The sequence below is a fragment of the Xanthomonas sp. 60 genome (assembly GCF_011761925.1).
Genome location: NZ_JAASQW010000002.1, coordinates 252,428 through 264,758 on the forward strand (window position 1 = coordinate 252,428; position 12,331 = coordinate 264,758).

Here is a 12,331-nt window from a genome sequence, read left to right on the forward strand (position 1 = left end):
GATGGCGCAACGCCGCATTGTCGCAGAACCGGAGCCCAGCGTCAGACCCCGGGCGCACCTGCGTGGGCCCCGCCAGCGCCCTCGGCGGCCTGCCCGGACGCGTGCGCGGCACGCTCGCGCAGCATGCCGCGCAAGGCCGCCACGATCTCGGCAGCCGGCTGCGCCCCCTGGATGGCCCAGCGTTCGTCGATCACGAACGTGGGCACCGACCGGATGCCGAGCGCGGCGGCGCGGCGCAGACCCGCCTCCACCTCCGCCGTGCCCTGGTCCGTATCCAGCAGGCCCTGTACCGCCCTTTCCGTCAGGCCGCCTTCCCGGCCGGCCTGCAGCAGCACGGCGGGATCGGCCAGGTTGTGCCCGTGCTGGAAGTGCGCACGGAACAGCGCCTCGCCGACGGCATCCTGGCAGCCGTGCTGGCCGGCCAACCCAATCAGACGATGCGCCAGCCGCGTGGTGACCCGCACCTGGCCCTGGCTGAAATCCATCGGCAGCCCTTCGCTGCGCGCCGTGGCCTGGGTCTGCTGCAACAGCTGCTCGGTGCGCTCGGCGCCACCGAACTTGCGCGCATAGGCTTCGCGGAGCGGCACGGGCGTGGTGTCGGCCTCGGGGTCCAGCAGGAACGGCCGCCACTGGATCTGGATGCCTGCGGCCTCCTCGCCGAGCTCGGCCAGGGCCTGCGCCAGGCGGGCCTTGCCGATCCAGCACCAGGGGCAGACCACGTCGGAATAGATGTCGATTTTCATGCCAGCACAATGGGGACGGCAGCCTGCCAACGCAAATCAGCGCTCTTCGGGCGTCCACAGGGCATAGGGCCGCGAGGCCAGCGCGACGTTGTAATAGCGCGCCTGGTCGGTCACCTCCCGCCCCGCCCACGGCGGCAGCGGCACGTGCTGGTCCGGATCGTCCAGTTCCACCTCCGCCACCACCAGCCCGGCGTTGTCGCCCAGGAACTCGTCCACTTCCCAGAGCAGGCCCTCGTGCCACACCTGGTGCCGGCGCTTGTCCACCAGGCCCCCGACGCACAGCGCCAGCAGTGCGCGCGCGTCTTCCACGGGGATCGGATAATCGAACTCCTGGCGGCTGCGGCCCAGCGTCCGTGATTTCAGGTTCAACGCTGCCGCGTCCCCCTCCACCCGCACCCGGACCGACGCCTTCTGGTCGCCCCGATCAAGCGCCCCCATGTCGTTGATATACCCCTGCGCCATCGGGATCACCGCATGCGCCGCCGCGCGCCAGCCTTCCCCCGCGACCAGGAACTTCCGCTCGATTTCAATACCCATGCCCGCGATTATGCGGCATGCGCACCGGCATCGGCGCTCGCGGGTCAGCCCTTCTCGAACACCGCAATGCTCTCCACGTGCGCCGTATGCGGGAACATGTCCATCGCCCCCGCACTGACCAGCGTGAAGCCACGCTCGTTCACCAGGTACGCCGCATCACGGGCCAGCGAACCGGGGTGGCAGCTCACATAGACAATCCGCTTGAACTGCTCCAGCGGCAGCTGCTGCAGCACATCGATCGCCCCGGACCGCGGTGGATCCAGCAGCAGCTTGTCGAAGCCCTCGGCCATCCACGGCGCCGCACGCTGGTCGAGCGTGAGGTCGGCCGCGTGGAAACGCGCATTACCCAGCCCGTTGCGCGCGGCATTTTCCTGCGCGCGCTCCACCAGGCCGGCGTCGCCCTCCACGCCCACCACCTCGCGCACCGTGCGCGCCAAGGGCAGCGTGAAGTTGCCCAGCCCGCAGAACAGATCCAGCACCCGGTCCCCTGGGCCGGCATCGAGCAGTGCCAGCGCATGCTCGATCATCCTCACATTGAGCTTCGCATTGACCTGGATGAAATCCAGCGGCTTGAAGGCCAGCTCCACATCCCACGGCGCGAGCCGGAACGAAAGCGGCACCCCTTCGGCCGGCCACAGCGGATGCACCGTGTGCACGCCACCGGGCTGCAGGTAAATCGCAAACCCGTTCGCCTCCCCGAACGCCGCCCACGCCGACCGGTCAGCATCGCTGAGCGGCTGCATGTGGCGTACCGTCAACGCAATGGCCGCATCACCACCGATGAACTCGATCTGCGGGATGTCACGCTTGCCGTCCAGCGTCTCGATGAACGCCGACAGCGCGGCCACCTTCTGGCCGATCTCGGGAATCACCGTCAGGCACACCGACAGGTCCGCCACGAAGCGCGGATCGAGCTCGCGGAACCCGACCAGCGTTTTGTCCTTCTTCTCCACGCGGCGCACGGAGAAGCGGCCCTTGCGCCGATAACCCCAGCTGTCCCCGGCCAGCGGCGGCAGCACGGCGGCCGGCTGCACATGGCCGATACGCTGCAGGTTGTCCATCAGCACACGCTGCTTGGCCACGATCTGCTGATCTTCCTGCAGATGCTGCAGCACGCAGCCAGCGCACGTGCCGAAGTGCGGGCAGCGCGGGGTGACCCGCAGCGGCGAGGGCTGCAGCACCTCCACGGTACGCGCCTCATCGAAATGCCGGCTGCGTGCGGTGGGCTCGGCCGCCACCACTTCACCGGGCAGCGCGCCGTTGATGAAGGTGACCTTGCCGCCTTCGCCATCACGGCGGGCAACGCCCCGGCCGTCGTGGCTGAGGTCGAGGATGTCGGTCTGGAACGGAGTGCGATCGAGTCGCGAACGGTGACGGGCCACGTGGCGTATCGGCTGCGGGCAAAAAAGGGTGCGTATTGTCGCAGATACGCTCATCGGGCGCCCACTCACCCTTGCGCACCGCAGCCCGGCGTTTAATATGACAGCAGCTGACAAGGAGGCAGCCATCATGCAGACGACCCCGCCGGTGCCTCGGCCCCGCATCCTGCTTGTCGAGGACGACATCATCACCAGCCGCTTCCTCAAGGCAGCGCTGGAAGGCCTGCCTGCGGACGTGGAGGTGGCCGACACCGCCAGCGCCGCACAGGCGTGTGCCGAGGCAGCCGTTCATGACCTCTGGCTGATCGACGCCAACCTGCCCGATGGCCATGGCATCGACCTGCTGAGCGCCCTGCGTGCGCGCCGCCCAGGCACTCCGGCAGTCGCGCACACCGCCGACGCGAACGGCACGCTGCATGGGCAGTTGCGCCAGGCCGGGTTCGCCGACACCCTGATCAAACCGATCAGCCGCGCCGCGCTGCTGGACGTGGTGCGCCGGGCGCTGGCGTCGCGCCCTGCGGCTGCCCGGGCGGACGCGGGCTTTGATGTGGCGGTGGACCTGCAGGCCGATCCCGAGGACTGGGATGAGACCTCGGCGCTGGCCGCGCTCAACGGGCAGCACAAGCACCTCATCGCGCTGCGCGAGCTGTTCCTGGCCGAACTCCCCGGCGTGCGCGATGCGGTGGACCAGGCCGTGGTGCGCCACGATGAACCGGCGCTGCGCAGCCAGCTGCATCGCCTGCAGGCCAGTTGCGGGTTCGTGGGCGCTGCGCGGCTGGCCCGCGCGGTACGCCAGCTGCACCAGATGCCGGCCTCCAACCAGGCCCACGCGGGCTTCCAGGATGCGGTGGCGTCCCTGCTGCACTGATTGCCGGCAGCGGCCACGCCGGCCTCAGCCGCGGCGCGTCAGGTCGTCCATCAGTTCCCAGGATTTCAGGCCACGCGTCCCCAGGTGATGCGCCAGCACGGCGCGCATCGGCAGCCGCAGGCTGGCCAGGTCCGCGGCCGCAGGCATCTGGTCATCGCCCAGCGCCAGCAGCGCGGCGCCGGTGGCCGTGCCCCGCCGCCCTTCCCCGTCACGCTCGCTGAGCTGTCGACGCGGGCCCTCCAGCGGATCCAGCACATAACGCGCCGCCGGATCCACCGGCTGGCCGTCGGCGGTCTCGCCGAGGGCGAAGCCGAAACCCAGCGCCTCCAGCAGATCGCGCTCGAAACGGCGCAGGCTCCAGGCCAGTGGCGCGCCCACGGCCAGGCGGCCCCGTACCTGCCCGTAGGCTCCATAGAGGTCGGGCAAGGGATCGCCGCGCGGCGCCAGCCGCATCACCAGTTCGCTGATATAGAAGCCGGCCAGCATGTCGTGGCCGCTCAGCCGCGGCGCGGCATCCAGCGCCTCGGCTGCGCGCAGCTGCGCCAGCTCACCGCGCTGCACGGCGTCGAAGCGGATCCACTGCAGGGGCTGCAGCGCGGCCCGCAGCACCTGCCCCTTGGCGCTGGACACGCCACGGGCCAGCAGGCCCACGCGGCCCTGTCCGGCGGTGAGCACCTCGACCAGCAGACTGGTCTCCCGGTACGCACGGGCATGCAGGACGAAGCCCGGTTCGGCGTCGATGTGCATCGATCCGGGCCCTGGCTACCGTTACTCGTAACCGAAGGCCTTCAGCGCGGCCTCATCGTCGGACCAGCCTTCGCGCACGCGCACCCAGGTCTCCAGGAACACCTTGGCACCGAACAACCGCTCCATCTGCAGGCGGGACTTGGCACCGATCTCCTTCAGGCGCGTGCCTCCCTTGCCGATCACGATCGCCTTCTGGCCCTCGCGTTCGACCCAGATCACCGCGCCGATGCGCAGCAGGTTGCCGTCCTCGGTGAAGCGCTCGATCTCCACCGTGGTGGCATACGGCAGCTCTTCGCCAAGCTGCCGCATGAGCTGCTCGCGGACCAGCTCGCCGGCCAGGAAGCGCTGGCTGCGGTCGGTGATCTCGTCTTCGCCGAACATCGGCGGGGCTTCGGGCACCAGCGCCAGCACGTCGCGCACGAGTGCCTCCAGACCGTTGCGCTTCTGTGCGGAGATCGGGTGCACCGCGGCGAATTCGCGGCCCTCGGTGACCTGCTGCAGGAACGGCAGCAGCGCGGCTTTCTCCTTCAGGCGGTCCACCTTGTTGACCACCAGCACGACCGGGATGCCCGAATCGCGCAGCACGTTGAAGGCCAGCGCATCCTCTTCGTCCCAGCGGCCGGCCTCGATGACCAGCAGGCCGGCATCGACGCCTTCCAGCGAGCCGCGCGCGGCACGGTTCATGACCCGGTTCATCGCCCGCTTCTGCACCTTGTGCAGCCCGGGCGTATCGACCAGTACGAGCTGGCCTTCCGGATAGGTGGCGATGCCCAGCAACCGGTGCCGCGTGGTCTGCGGGCGGTTGGAGACGATGCTGACCTTGGCCCCGACCAGTGCATTGGTCAGGGTCGATTTGCCCACGTTGGGGCGGCCGATGACGGCAACGCTGCCGCAACGATGGGGCGTGTGTTCACTCACTTGGATTCCACCAGTTGTTCAAGTGCGGCCGCGGCCGCCTGTTGTTCCGCCAGCCGCCGGGAGGCACCTTCGCCTTCGGTTCGGATCGGCGGCTCGATGATGTTGCAGCGTACCTGGAACGTCTTGGCGTGGTCGTCCCCGGATTCTGCCACCAGTTCGTACTGGGGCAGCGCCTTCTGTCGGCCCTGCAGCCATTCCTGCAGGCGCGTCTTGGGATCCTTGGCCGGCCGGCCGGTCGCCGGCAGGGCGGCGATGGAGGGCTCGAACCAGGGCAGCACCACCGCACGGCAGGCCTCGAAGCCCACGTCCAGGTAGATCGCCGCGACCACCGCCTCGAGGGCGTCGGCCAGGGTCGAGTCGCGCCGGTGGCCACCGGACTTCATTTCCCCGGCGCCCAGGATCAGGCGCTCGCCCAGCTGCAGCTCGCGGGCGATCACGGCCAGCGCCGCCTCGCGGACGAGCTCGGCACGGCCCCGGGTCATCGCGCCCTCGTCGGCCTTCGGCCAGCGTGCGTAGAGCGCCTCGGCCACCATCATGTTGACGATGCTGTCGCCGAGGAACTCCAGGCGCTCGTTGTTGGGCGTACCGGCAGAACGGTGCGTCAGGGCCTGCACCAGCAGGTCCGGCGTCCTGAAGACGTGACCGATGCGGTCACCGCGTAGAGGCGTCTTATTCTGCACCGCTGCCCGTCAGTTCCTGCGTGGCGTCGAACTTGCCAACCACGTCGATGTTGCCGACCAGCGGACGGCGCACTTCGTAGTTCACGCGCAGGTTCCAGCCGTTGTTGACGCGGTCGAACTTCACGTTGGACGGCTTCACGTTGTCGGAGTAGTTGATGTAGAGCCGCTTGAAGAACAGCGACTGGATATTGGCCGGCTGCATCTGGCTGACCCCCGGCTCGGTGGCCAGGCTCTTCATCGCAGAGCGCACGGCGTAGTACTCCTGGTACATCGGGAACAGCTTCATCGCGATGTACAGGATGAAACCGATCACGATCAGGACCACCAGGAAGGAGGTCAGGGTCATGCCGCGTTGCGTGCTCATCGTCTTCTTCATTGCGTTCTCCCCAGATACGCGTTGCAGGTCAGTTGACGCTCGAGCCGATCCGCGACGGTTCGAAGCCGTCCTTGCAGAACCACCCGTAGCAGTTGAGCCAGATCACGAACGCCTTGCCGCGCAGGTTCTCCTCCGGCAGCAGGCCCCAGAACCGGCCGTCATCACTATTGTCGCGGTTGTCGCCCATCATCAGGTAGTGCCCGGCGGGAATGGTCCACTCGCCCTGCCCGGTCGCCAGGCCGGTTTCCAGCACGGTGTGCGGACGCCCCGGCAGCTCTTCGGTGAGCAGCTGGGCGCCGGTTTCCACGCCACGATGACCGGCGTAGATGCCGCGCGCCTCATACTTCAGCGGCTCGCCGTTGAGGATCACGCCGTTGCCTTCGAACACGATGTGGTCACCCGGCAGGCCGATGACCCGCTTGATGAAGTTCTCGCCCTTGGCCGGATCCTGGTCACCACGACCCGGGTAGTGGAACACCACCACGTCACCGCGCTTGGGCTCACCGACCGGCACCACCTTGGTGTTGGTCAATGGCAGGCGCAGGCCGTAGGCGAACTTGTTCACCAGGATGAAATCGCCGATGAGCAGGTTGGGCATCATCGAGCTGGAGGGAATCTTGTACGGCTCGGCGATGAAACTGCGCACCACCAGCACGATGGCCAGCACCGGGAAGAACGCACGCGAATAATCCACCAGCGCCGGCTCGGTATCGAGCAGGCCGGCGCGGCGGGCGCGGCGGCGCGCGAAGTACAGTTTCTCGGCGAGCAGCACCAGGCCGGACAGCAGGGTCAGCGCGACGAGCACGAACTCAAACAGTTTCATTGAAGGATCCTTTGCAACGTATCCAGGCCGCGGCCCGCGGACGGGCCGGACGCACGCTTACTTGTTGTCCATCTGCAGCACGGCCAGGAACGCTTCCTGCGGAATCTCCACGCGGCCCACCTGCTTCATGCGCTTCTTGCCTTCCTTCTGCTTTTCCAGAAGCTTCTTCTTGCGCGAAACGTCGCCACCATAGCACTTGGCCAGAACGTTCTTGCGCATGGCCTTGACCGTGGTGCGCGAGATGATCTGCGAGCCGACAGCTGCCTGGATGGCCACGTCGAACTGCTGGCGCGGGATCAGGTCCTTCATCTTCTCGCACAGCTCGCGGCCGCGGCGATCGGCGTGGCTGCGGTGCACGATCAGCGACAGCGCGTCGACCTTGTCACCGTTGATCAGCACGTCCACGCGCACGAACGGACCGGCATCGAAACGCACGAAGTGGTAGTCCAGCGAGGCGTAGCCACGGCTGACCGACTTCAGCTTGTCGAAGAAATCCAGCACCACTTCGGCCATCGGCAGCTCGTAGCTGATCTGCACCTGGCTGCCGAGGTAGTTGATCCCGATCTGGCTGCCGCGCTTTTCCTCGCAGAGCTTGATGATGTTGCCGATGTATTCTTCCGGCGTAAGCACGTTGGCGCGGATGATCGGCTCGCGGATCTCCTCGACCTGGTTCACCGGCGGCAGCTTGGCCGGGTTGTCCATGTTGACGATGGAGCCGTCGGTCTTGAGCACTTCATACACCACCGTCGGCGCGGTGCTGATCAGGTCCAGGTTGTATTCGCGCTCCAGGCGCTCCTGCACGATCTCCATGTGCAGCATGCCGAGGAAGCCGCAGCGGAAGCCGAAACCCATGGCTTCGGAGCTTTCCGGCTCGAAACGCAGCGCGGCGTCGTTCAGGCGCAGCTTGTCCAGCGCCTCGCGCAGGTCCGGGTAGTCCTCGGCATCCACCGGGAACAGGCCGGCGAACACGCGCGGCTGCATTTCCTGGAAGCCCGGCAGCGGACCCGGCGCCGGATCGGCGGCCAGGGTCAGCGTGTCGCCGACCGGCGCGCCATGCACGTCCTTGATGCTCGCGGTGACCCAGCCCACTTCACCGGCGTTCAACGACGGCAGCACCTTGCGCTTGGGGGTGAACACGCCGACGTTGTCGACCTGGTGGTTGCGGCCGGTGGACATCACCTGCAGCTTGTCCCCGGCCTTGATCTGGCCCTGCATCACGCGCACCAGCGAGACCACGCCCAGGTAGTTGTCGAACCAGGAATCGATGATCAGCGCCTGCAGCTTGTCCGTATCGCGCGGCCTGGGCGGCGGAATGCGATGCACGATGGCTTCCAGCACGTCCAGCACGTTGAGGCCGGTCTTGGCACTCACGGCCACGGCGTCCTCGGCATCGATGCCGATCACCGCCTCGATCTCCGCCTTGGCGCGTTCGATATCGGCCGTGGGCAGGTCGATCTTGTTGATCACCGGCACCACTTCCAGGCCCTGCTCCACGGCGGTGTAGCAGTTGGCCACCGACTGCGCTTCCACGCCTTGGGCCGCATCGACCACCAGCAGCGCGCCTTCGCACGCGGCCAGCGAGCGGCTGACTTCATAGGAGAAGTCAACGTGGCCGGGGGTATCGATGAAGTTCAAGTGGTAGGTCTGCCCGTCCTTCGCCAGGTAGGGCAAGGACACCGACTGCGCCTTGATGGTGATGCCGCGTTCGCGCTCGATCGGGTTCGAGTCGAGCACCTGCGCCTCCATCTCGCGGGCCTGCAGGCCGCCGCACAGCTGGATGATGCGGTCAGCCAGGGTGGACTTGCCGTGGTCGACGTGGGCGATGATGGAGAAATTGCGGATATTCCGCATCGGATCAGAGGACATAGAGGTGGCGGCGGCGCCGGGCGTCGTCAGGGTAACGTTGGATTATCGCACGGCCCGGACCCGGACGGTGGCTCGGCGCGAGGCCGCCAGGGCGCACCGGGACTGGCCCGGTACGCCCGACCCGCTTACTCGCCGGCCTTCACCGCGACGAAGGCGCTGTTGGCCCCGCTGCGGACCAGCAGCATCACCACATCGCCCTTCTTGTAGCCGCCCAGCGCGCGGTTCAACGCCGCCACGCTGTTCACCGGCGTGCGGCCGACCTGCAGAATCACCATGCCATTGGACAGGCGGGCATCGCGCGCGGCCTGGCCCGTGACCCGGCTGATCGCGACACCCTCGTCCGGAGCCAGCCCCATCTGCCGACGCTGGGCGGCGGTCAGTTCGGTCACTTCCAGCCCCAGCAGGGCACTGGCACCGGTCTGCGGCGCGGCGTCCGCGCCGGCGGTCGCCGGTCGGTCCGAGGCGGCCTGTGCGTCTTCGGACAGCTCGGTCAGCGTCACGCTGATCTCGCGCGGCTTGCCGTCGCGCAGGATGCCCAGGCGCACCTTGGAGCCCGGCGCCTGCATGCCGATCAGCGGCGGCAGCTCGGCCGAATCATTGATCGCCGTGCCGTTGACAGAGCGGATCACGTCACCCACTTCCAGCCCGGCTTTCTGCCCGGCGCCGCCCTCGACCAGCTGGTTGACCAGCGCACCGCGCGAATCAGGCAGGTTGAAGCCCTTGACCATGTCGCTGGTGATCTGGCCGACCAGCACGCCGATCTGGCCGCGGCTGACCCGTCCGTTCTTCTTGATCTGCTCCACCGCGCCCATGGCCAGGTCCACCGGAATGGCGAAGCTGATGCCCATGTAGCCGCCCGAGGCCGAGAAGATCTGCGAATTGATGCCGACCACTTCGCCGCGGGTGTTCAACAGCGGGCCACCGGAGTTGCCCTGGTTGATCGCCACGTCGGTCTGGATGAAGGGCACGTAGCGCTGGTCCTGGCCGCCGGTGCTGCGCCCGGTCGCACTGACGACACCGGCGGTCACCGAGTGGTCCAGGCCGAACGGCGAGCCGATGGCCACCACCCACTGGCCCGGCTTGAGCGAACGGGATTCACCGATGCGCACGGTCGGCAGGTTGCTGCCGTCGATCTTCAGCAGCGCCACGTCGTACTGCGCATCGCTGCCGATCACCTTGGCGGTGAACTCGCGGCGGTCGCTGAGGCGCACCTTCACTTCGGAGGCATCGGCCACCACGTGGTGGTTGGTCAGCACGTAACCGTCAGCAGAGATGATGAAGCCCGAGCCCATGCCGCGGCCCTTGATGGAGGGGCCACCGTCGCCGCCATCCGGGCCCGGCATGCCGAAGCCCGGGCCGAAGAAGCGGCGGAAGATCTCGGGAATCTCGTCCTGCGACGGGCCCACCGGGCCGCGTGCCTGGCGGCCGCCTCCCCGTTCGATCACGGTCTCGATGTTGACCACGCCCGGGGCGACCTGCTCGACCAGGTGCGTGAAGTCCGGCAGGCCGCTCACCAGCGGCTGGGCAGGCGCGCGCGGGGCTGCCACCTGGCTTTCCTGCGCCTGCGCCGTGGGTGGCGAGGGAGACTGCGCACAGGCCGCCAGCGGCAGCGTCATGGCCAGCAGGCCCAGCGCGTTCAGGCGGAAATTACGGGGATGCAGCTTCATCGGATCACAGCCTCCGGTCGACGGTTCGGGTGGGCGCGCGCCTGTGAGGCGCACGCGGGGAAATGTGGGGGAGCACCGGGAACAGCGCTCGGGGAAGCAGCACGGCACGGGTGCCGATGGCGCAGCAACGTCTTACTCGCGCGTTTCCATGCGCGGCGATTCGTCCTGCAGACGGGGCTCGAACGGGTAGAAACGCGTCGAACCGCCGCTGGAGAAACGTGCGTTGAGCACGCTGCCCGTCCCCGCGGGGGCCAGGGTGGCACGCGGCCACGGACGCGCCTGCAGTGCCCCGACATCACCGAAGGCCGGCTCATGCACCTGCCCTGCAGGTACCGAGGGCACCAGCGGCGACTGCGCGGCCACCGCACGCAGCGGTACCTCGTTGCGCTGGCTCACGCGCGCGGCCTGCTGGTTGCGCGTCGCGCTGGCACGGCGGGCCGAGGCCTCCTGGGCACGCGTTGCCGCGGCGACCGCCACGGCGGGCGCCACAGCAGCCACGGCTGCCGGTGCATCCGGCGCTGCCGGCGTGACGGGCAGCACGGCTTCGCTGGCGATCACCGTTGTCGGCAGGTCCGCTCCCGGGCCGGCATCGTCCATGGACTGCCGACCCATGAACAGCGCGACCACGGCCACCGACGCCGCCAGCGCCGCACCGCCGCCCCAGGCGCGCCAGCCATCGCGCGTGACGGCCCGGCGCGGGGCCGCCTGCGGTCGCGGCTCGTTGGCCAACGCGGCGCTTACGCGCGCGGCGAAATCCGCCGGCGCCGGCGCCACGGCCTGGCCGCGCAGCACGTCGCCCAGCAGCGACCAGCGCTCCTGGCAGGCCTGCAGTTCGGGATCGTGTTCCAGCCGGCGCAGCAGGAAGCGCGCCTGATCGCTGCCGAGTTCACCATCCACCAGGGCCGAAAGCTGCTGGCGGTTGTGTTCGTCGATCTTGTCGAGCGTGGGTCGTTGCGTGTTCATGGGCGGTTCTTCTCACGGGTAGCGCTGCCGTTGTCCAGCAACGGACGCAGCTCGGTGTCGATGGCTTCGCGGGCGCGGAAGATCCGCGACCGCACCGTACCGATCGGGCATCCCATCTTCTGCGCGATGTCTTCGTAACTCAGGCCTTCCACCTCGCGCAGGGAAATGGCCAGGCGCAGCTCCTCGGGCAACGCCGCGACGGCCTTCATCACGGTGTTCTCCAGCTCCTGGCGCATGAGCTGGCGTTCCGGGGTGTCGGTGTCACGCAGGCGCGTGCCGGTGTCGTACTGCTCGGCGTCGCCGATCTCGATGTCGTCGGTCGGCGGGCGGCGATTGTGCGCGGCGAGATGGTTCTTGGCTGAGTTCACGGCGATCCTGTGCAACCAGGTGGAAAACTGGGCGTCGCCACGGAAGCTGTTGATCGCGCGGTAGGCACGGATGAACGCTTCCTGGGCCACGTCCTGGCATTCGCTCCAGTCGGCGATGTAGCGACCGACCAGGGAAACGACCCGGTGCTGGTGCTTGCGCACCAAGGCATCGAAGGCCGCGCTCTCGCCGCGCTGCACGCGCCGGACCAGTTCGAGGTCCAGCTCCTGTGGTATTTCGACCTCGGCCATGAGGGGCCGCACTCCTGTCAGCCCAACCAACGTCGGGCACTGAGACTGCCAATCCCGGGAAAAGTTCAACAACTGGTCACACGGCACCGCACCAGCTTTTAACCCACGTTGGGCTAGCGTGCCTGTTCACGTGATGAACGAGGCAGG

The 12,331-nt window shown here is 68.1% G+C and carries 13 protein-coding genes; 1 reads left to right on the top strand and 12 read right to left on the bottom strand.

The window, feature by feature from the left end:
• Nucleotides 1-41: 41 nt before the first annotated feature.
• From FHY09_RS05060 to rlmD, 3 genes are read right to left on the bottom strand one after another with little or no spacing between them, the layout of a single operon-like run.
• Nucleotides 42-743 (bottom strand): DsbA family oxidoreductase, encoded by a 702-nt coding sequence (locus FHY09_RS05060; RefSeq protein ID WP_166924827.1) that lies wholly within the window; start codon nucleotides 741-743, stop codon nucleotides 42-44.
• A 36-nt stretch (nucleotides 744-779) separates the two neighbouring features.
• Nucleotides 780-1,280, bottom strand: a complete 501-nt coding sequence (locus FHY09_RS05065) for a CYTH domain-containing protein (RefSeq protein WP_166924829.1) — start codon at nucleotides 1,278-1,280, stop codon at nucleotides 780-782.
• Nucleotides 1,281-1,324: 44 nt separating this feature from the next.
• A complete protein-coding gene (rlmD, locus tag FHY09_RS05070) occupies nucleotides 1,325-2,662 on the bottom strand; it encodes a 23S rRNA (uracil(1939)-C(5))-methyltransferase RlmD (RefSeq protein WP_166924831.1) in 1,338 nt (445 codons plus the stop codon).
• Between the two features lie 124 nt (nucleotides 2,663-2,786).
• Between rlmD and FHY09_RS05075 the strand changes: the two genes are divergently transcribed.
• Entirely contained in the window at nucleotides 2,787-3,527 is a 741-nt protein-coding gene (locus FHY09_RS05075; RefSeq protein ID WP_456362722.1) for a response regulator, read from the top strand.
• Nucleotides 3,528-3,551: 24 nt separating this feature from the next.
• Here FHY09_RS05075 and recO read toward each other — a convergent pair whose 3' ends face one another.
• The 9 genes from recO to rpoE form a co-directional block, all read right to left on the bottom strand.
• Nucleotides 3,552-4,274 (bottom strand): DNA repair protein RecO, encoded by a 723-nt coding sequence (gene recO, locus FHY09_RS05080; protein ID WP_166924835.1) that lies wholly within the window; start codon nucleotides 4,272-4,274, stop codon nucleotides 3,552-3,554.
• Nucleotides 4,275-4,295: 21 nt separating this feature from the next.
• The gene (gene era / locus FHY09_RS05085) at nucleotides 4,296-5,192 is read right to left on the bottom strand and encodes a GTPase Era (protein ID WP_166924838.1); all 897 of its coding nucleotides are present in this window, start codon (nucleotides 5,190-5,192) and stop codon (nucleotides 4,296-4,298) included.
• Nucleotides 5,189-5,872: a ribonuclease III gene (rnc, locus tag FHY09_RS05090; protein ID WP_166924840.1), complete on the bottom strand. Its 684-nt coding sequence runs from the start codon at nucleotides 5,870-5,872 to the stop codon at nucleotides 5,189-5,191. The genes era and rnc overlap by 4 nt, the downstream gene beginning before the upstream one ends.
• A complete protein-coding gene (locus tag FHY09_RS05095) occupies nucleotides 5,862-6,236 on the bottom strand; it encodes a DUF4845 domain-containing protein (protein ID WP_456362713.1) in 375 nt (124 codons plus the stop codon). Before FHY09_RS05095 ends, rnc begins: the two co-directional genes overlap by 11 nt.
• Before the next feature lie 40 nt (nucleotides 6,237-6,276).
• Nucleotides 6,277-7,071 carry a signal peptidase I gene (gene lepB, locus FHY09_RS05100; RefSeq protein ID WP_166924844.1) on the bottom strand — a complete coding sequence of 265 codons (795 nt, stop codon included), beginning with the start codon at nucleotides 7,069-7,071 and terminating at the stop codon, nucleotides 6,277-6,279.
• A gap of 57 nt (nucleotides 7,072-7,128) precedes the next feature.
• Nucleotides 7,129-8,922 carry a translation elongation factor 4 gene (gene lepA / locus FHY09_RS05105; RefSeq protein WP_166925503.1) on the bottom strand — a complete coding sequence of 598 codons (1,794 nt, stop codon included), beginning with the start codon at nucleotides 8,920-8,922 and terminating at the stop codon, nucleotides 7,129-7,131.
• 140 nt (nucleotides 8,923-9,062) lie between these two features.
• Nucleotides 9,063-10,604 carry a DegQ family serine endoprotease gene (locus FHY09_RS05110; RefSeq protein ID WP_166924846.1) on the bottom strand — a complete coding sequence of 514 codons (1,542 nt, stop codon included), beginning with the start codon at nucleotides 10,602-10,604 and terminating at the stop codon, nucleotides 9,063-9,065.
• Nucleotides 10,605-10,736: 132 nt separating this feature from the next.
• Nucleotides 10,737-11,567 carry a sigma-E factor negative regulatory protein gene (locus tag FHY09_RS05115; protein WP_166924848.1) on the bottom strand — a complete coding sequence of 277 codons (831 nt, stop codon included), beginning with the start codon at nucleotides 11,565-11,567 and terminating at the stop codon, nucleotides 10,737-10,739.
• Nucleotides 11,564-12,184: an RNA polymerase sigma factor RpoE gene (rpoE, locus tag FHY09_RS05120; RefSeq protein ID WP_166924850.1), complete on the bottom strand. Its 621-nt coding sequence runs from the start codon at nucleotides 12,182-12,184 to the stop codon at nucleotides 11,564-11,566. Before rpoE ends, FHY09_RS05115 begins: the two co-directional genes overlap by 4 nt.
• Nucleotides 12,185-12,331: the final 147 nt, after the last annotated feature.

What these genes read in the sequence shown, in the direction of transcription:
- recO (WP_166924835.1), bottom strand. Translation starts at nt 4,274, where the DNA reads ATGCACATCGACGCCGAACCGGGCTTCGTCCTGCATGCCCGTGCGTAC.
- lepA (WP_166925503.1), bottom strand. Translation starts at nt 8,922, where the DNA reads ATGCGGAATATCCGCAATTTCTCCATCATCGCCCACGTCGACCACGGC.
- FHY09_RS05060 (WP_166924827.1), bottom strand. Translation starts at nt 743, where the DNA reads ATGAAAATCGACATCTATTCCGACGTGGTCTGCCCCTGGTGCTGGATC.
- FHY09_RS05095 (WP_456362713.1), bottom strand. Translation starts at nt 6,236, where the DNA reads ATGAGCACGCAACGCGGCATGACCCTGACCTCCTTCCTGGTGGTCCTG.
- rpoE (WP_166924850.1), bottom strand. Translation starts at nt 12,184, where the DNA reads ATGGCCGAGGTCGAAATACCACAGGAGCTGGACCTCGAACTGGTCCGG.
- FHY09_RS05065 (WP_166924829.1), bottom strand. Translation starts at nt 1,280, where the DNA reads ATGGGTATTGAAATCGAGCGGAAGTTCCTGGTCGCGGGGGAAGGCTGG.
- lepB (WP_166924844.1), bottom strand. Translation starts at nt 7,071, where the DNA reads ATGAAACTGTTTGAGTTCGTGCTCGTCGCGCTGACCCTGCTGTCCGGC.
- FHY09_RS05110 (WP_166924846.1), bottom strand. Translation starts at nt 10,604, where the DNA reads ATGAAGCTGCATCCCCGTAATTTCCGCCTGAACGCGCTGGGCCTGCTG.
- FHY09_RS05115 (WP_166924848.1), bottom strand. Translation starts at nt 11,567, where the DNA reads ATGAACACGCAACGACCCACGCTCGACAAGATCGACGAACACAACCGC.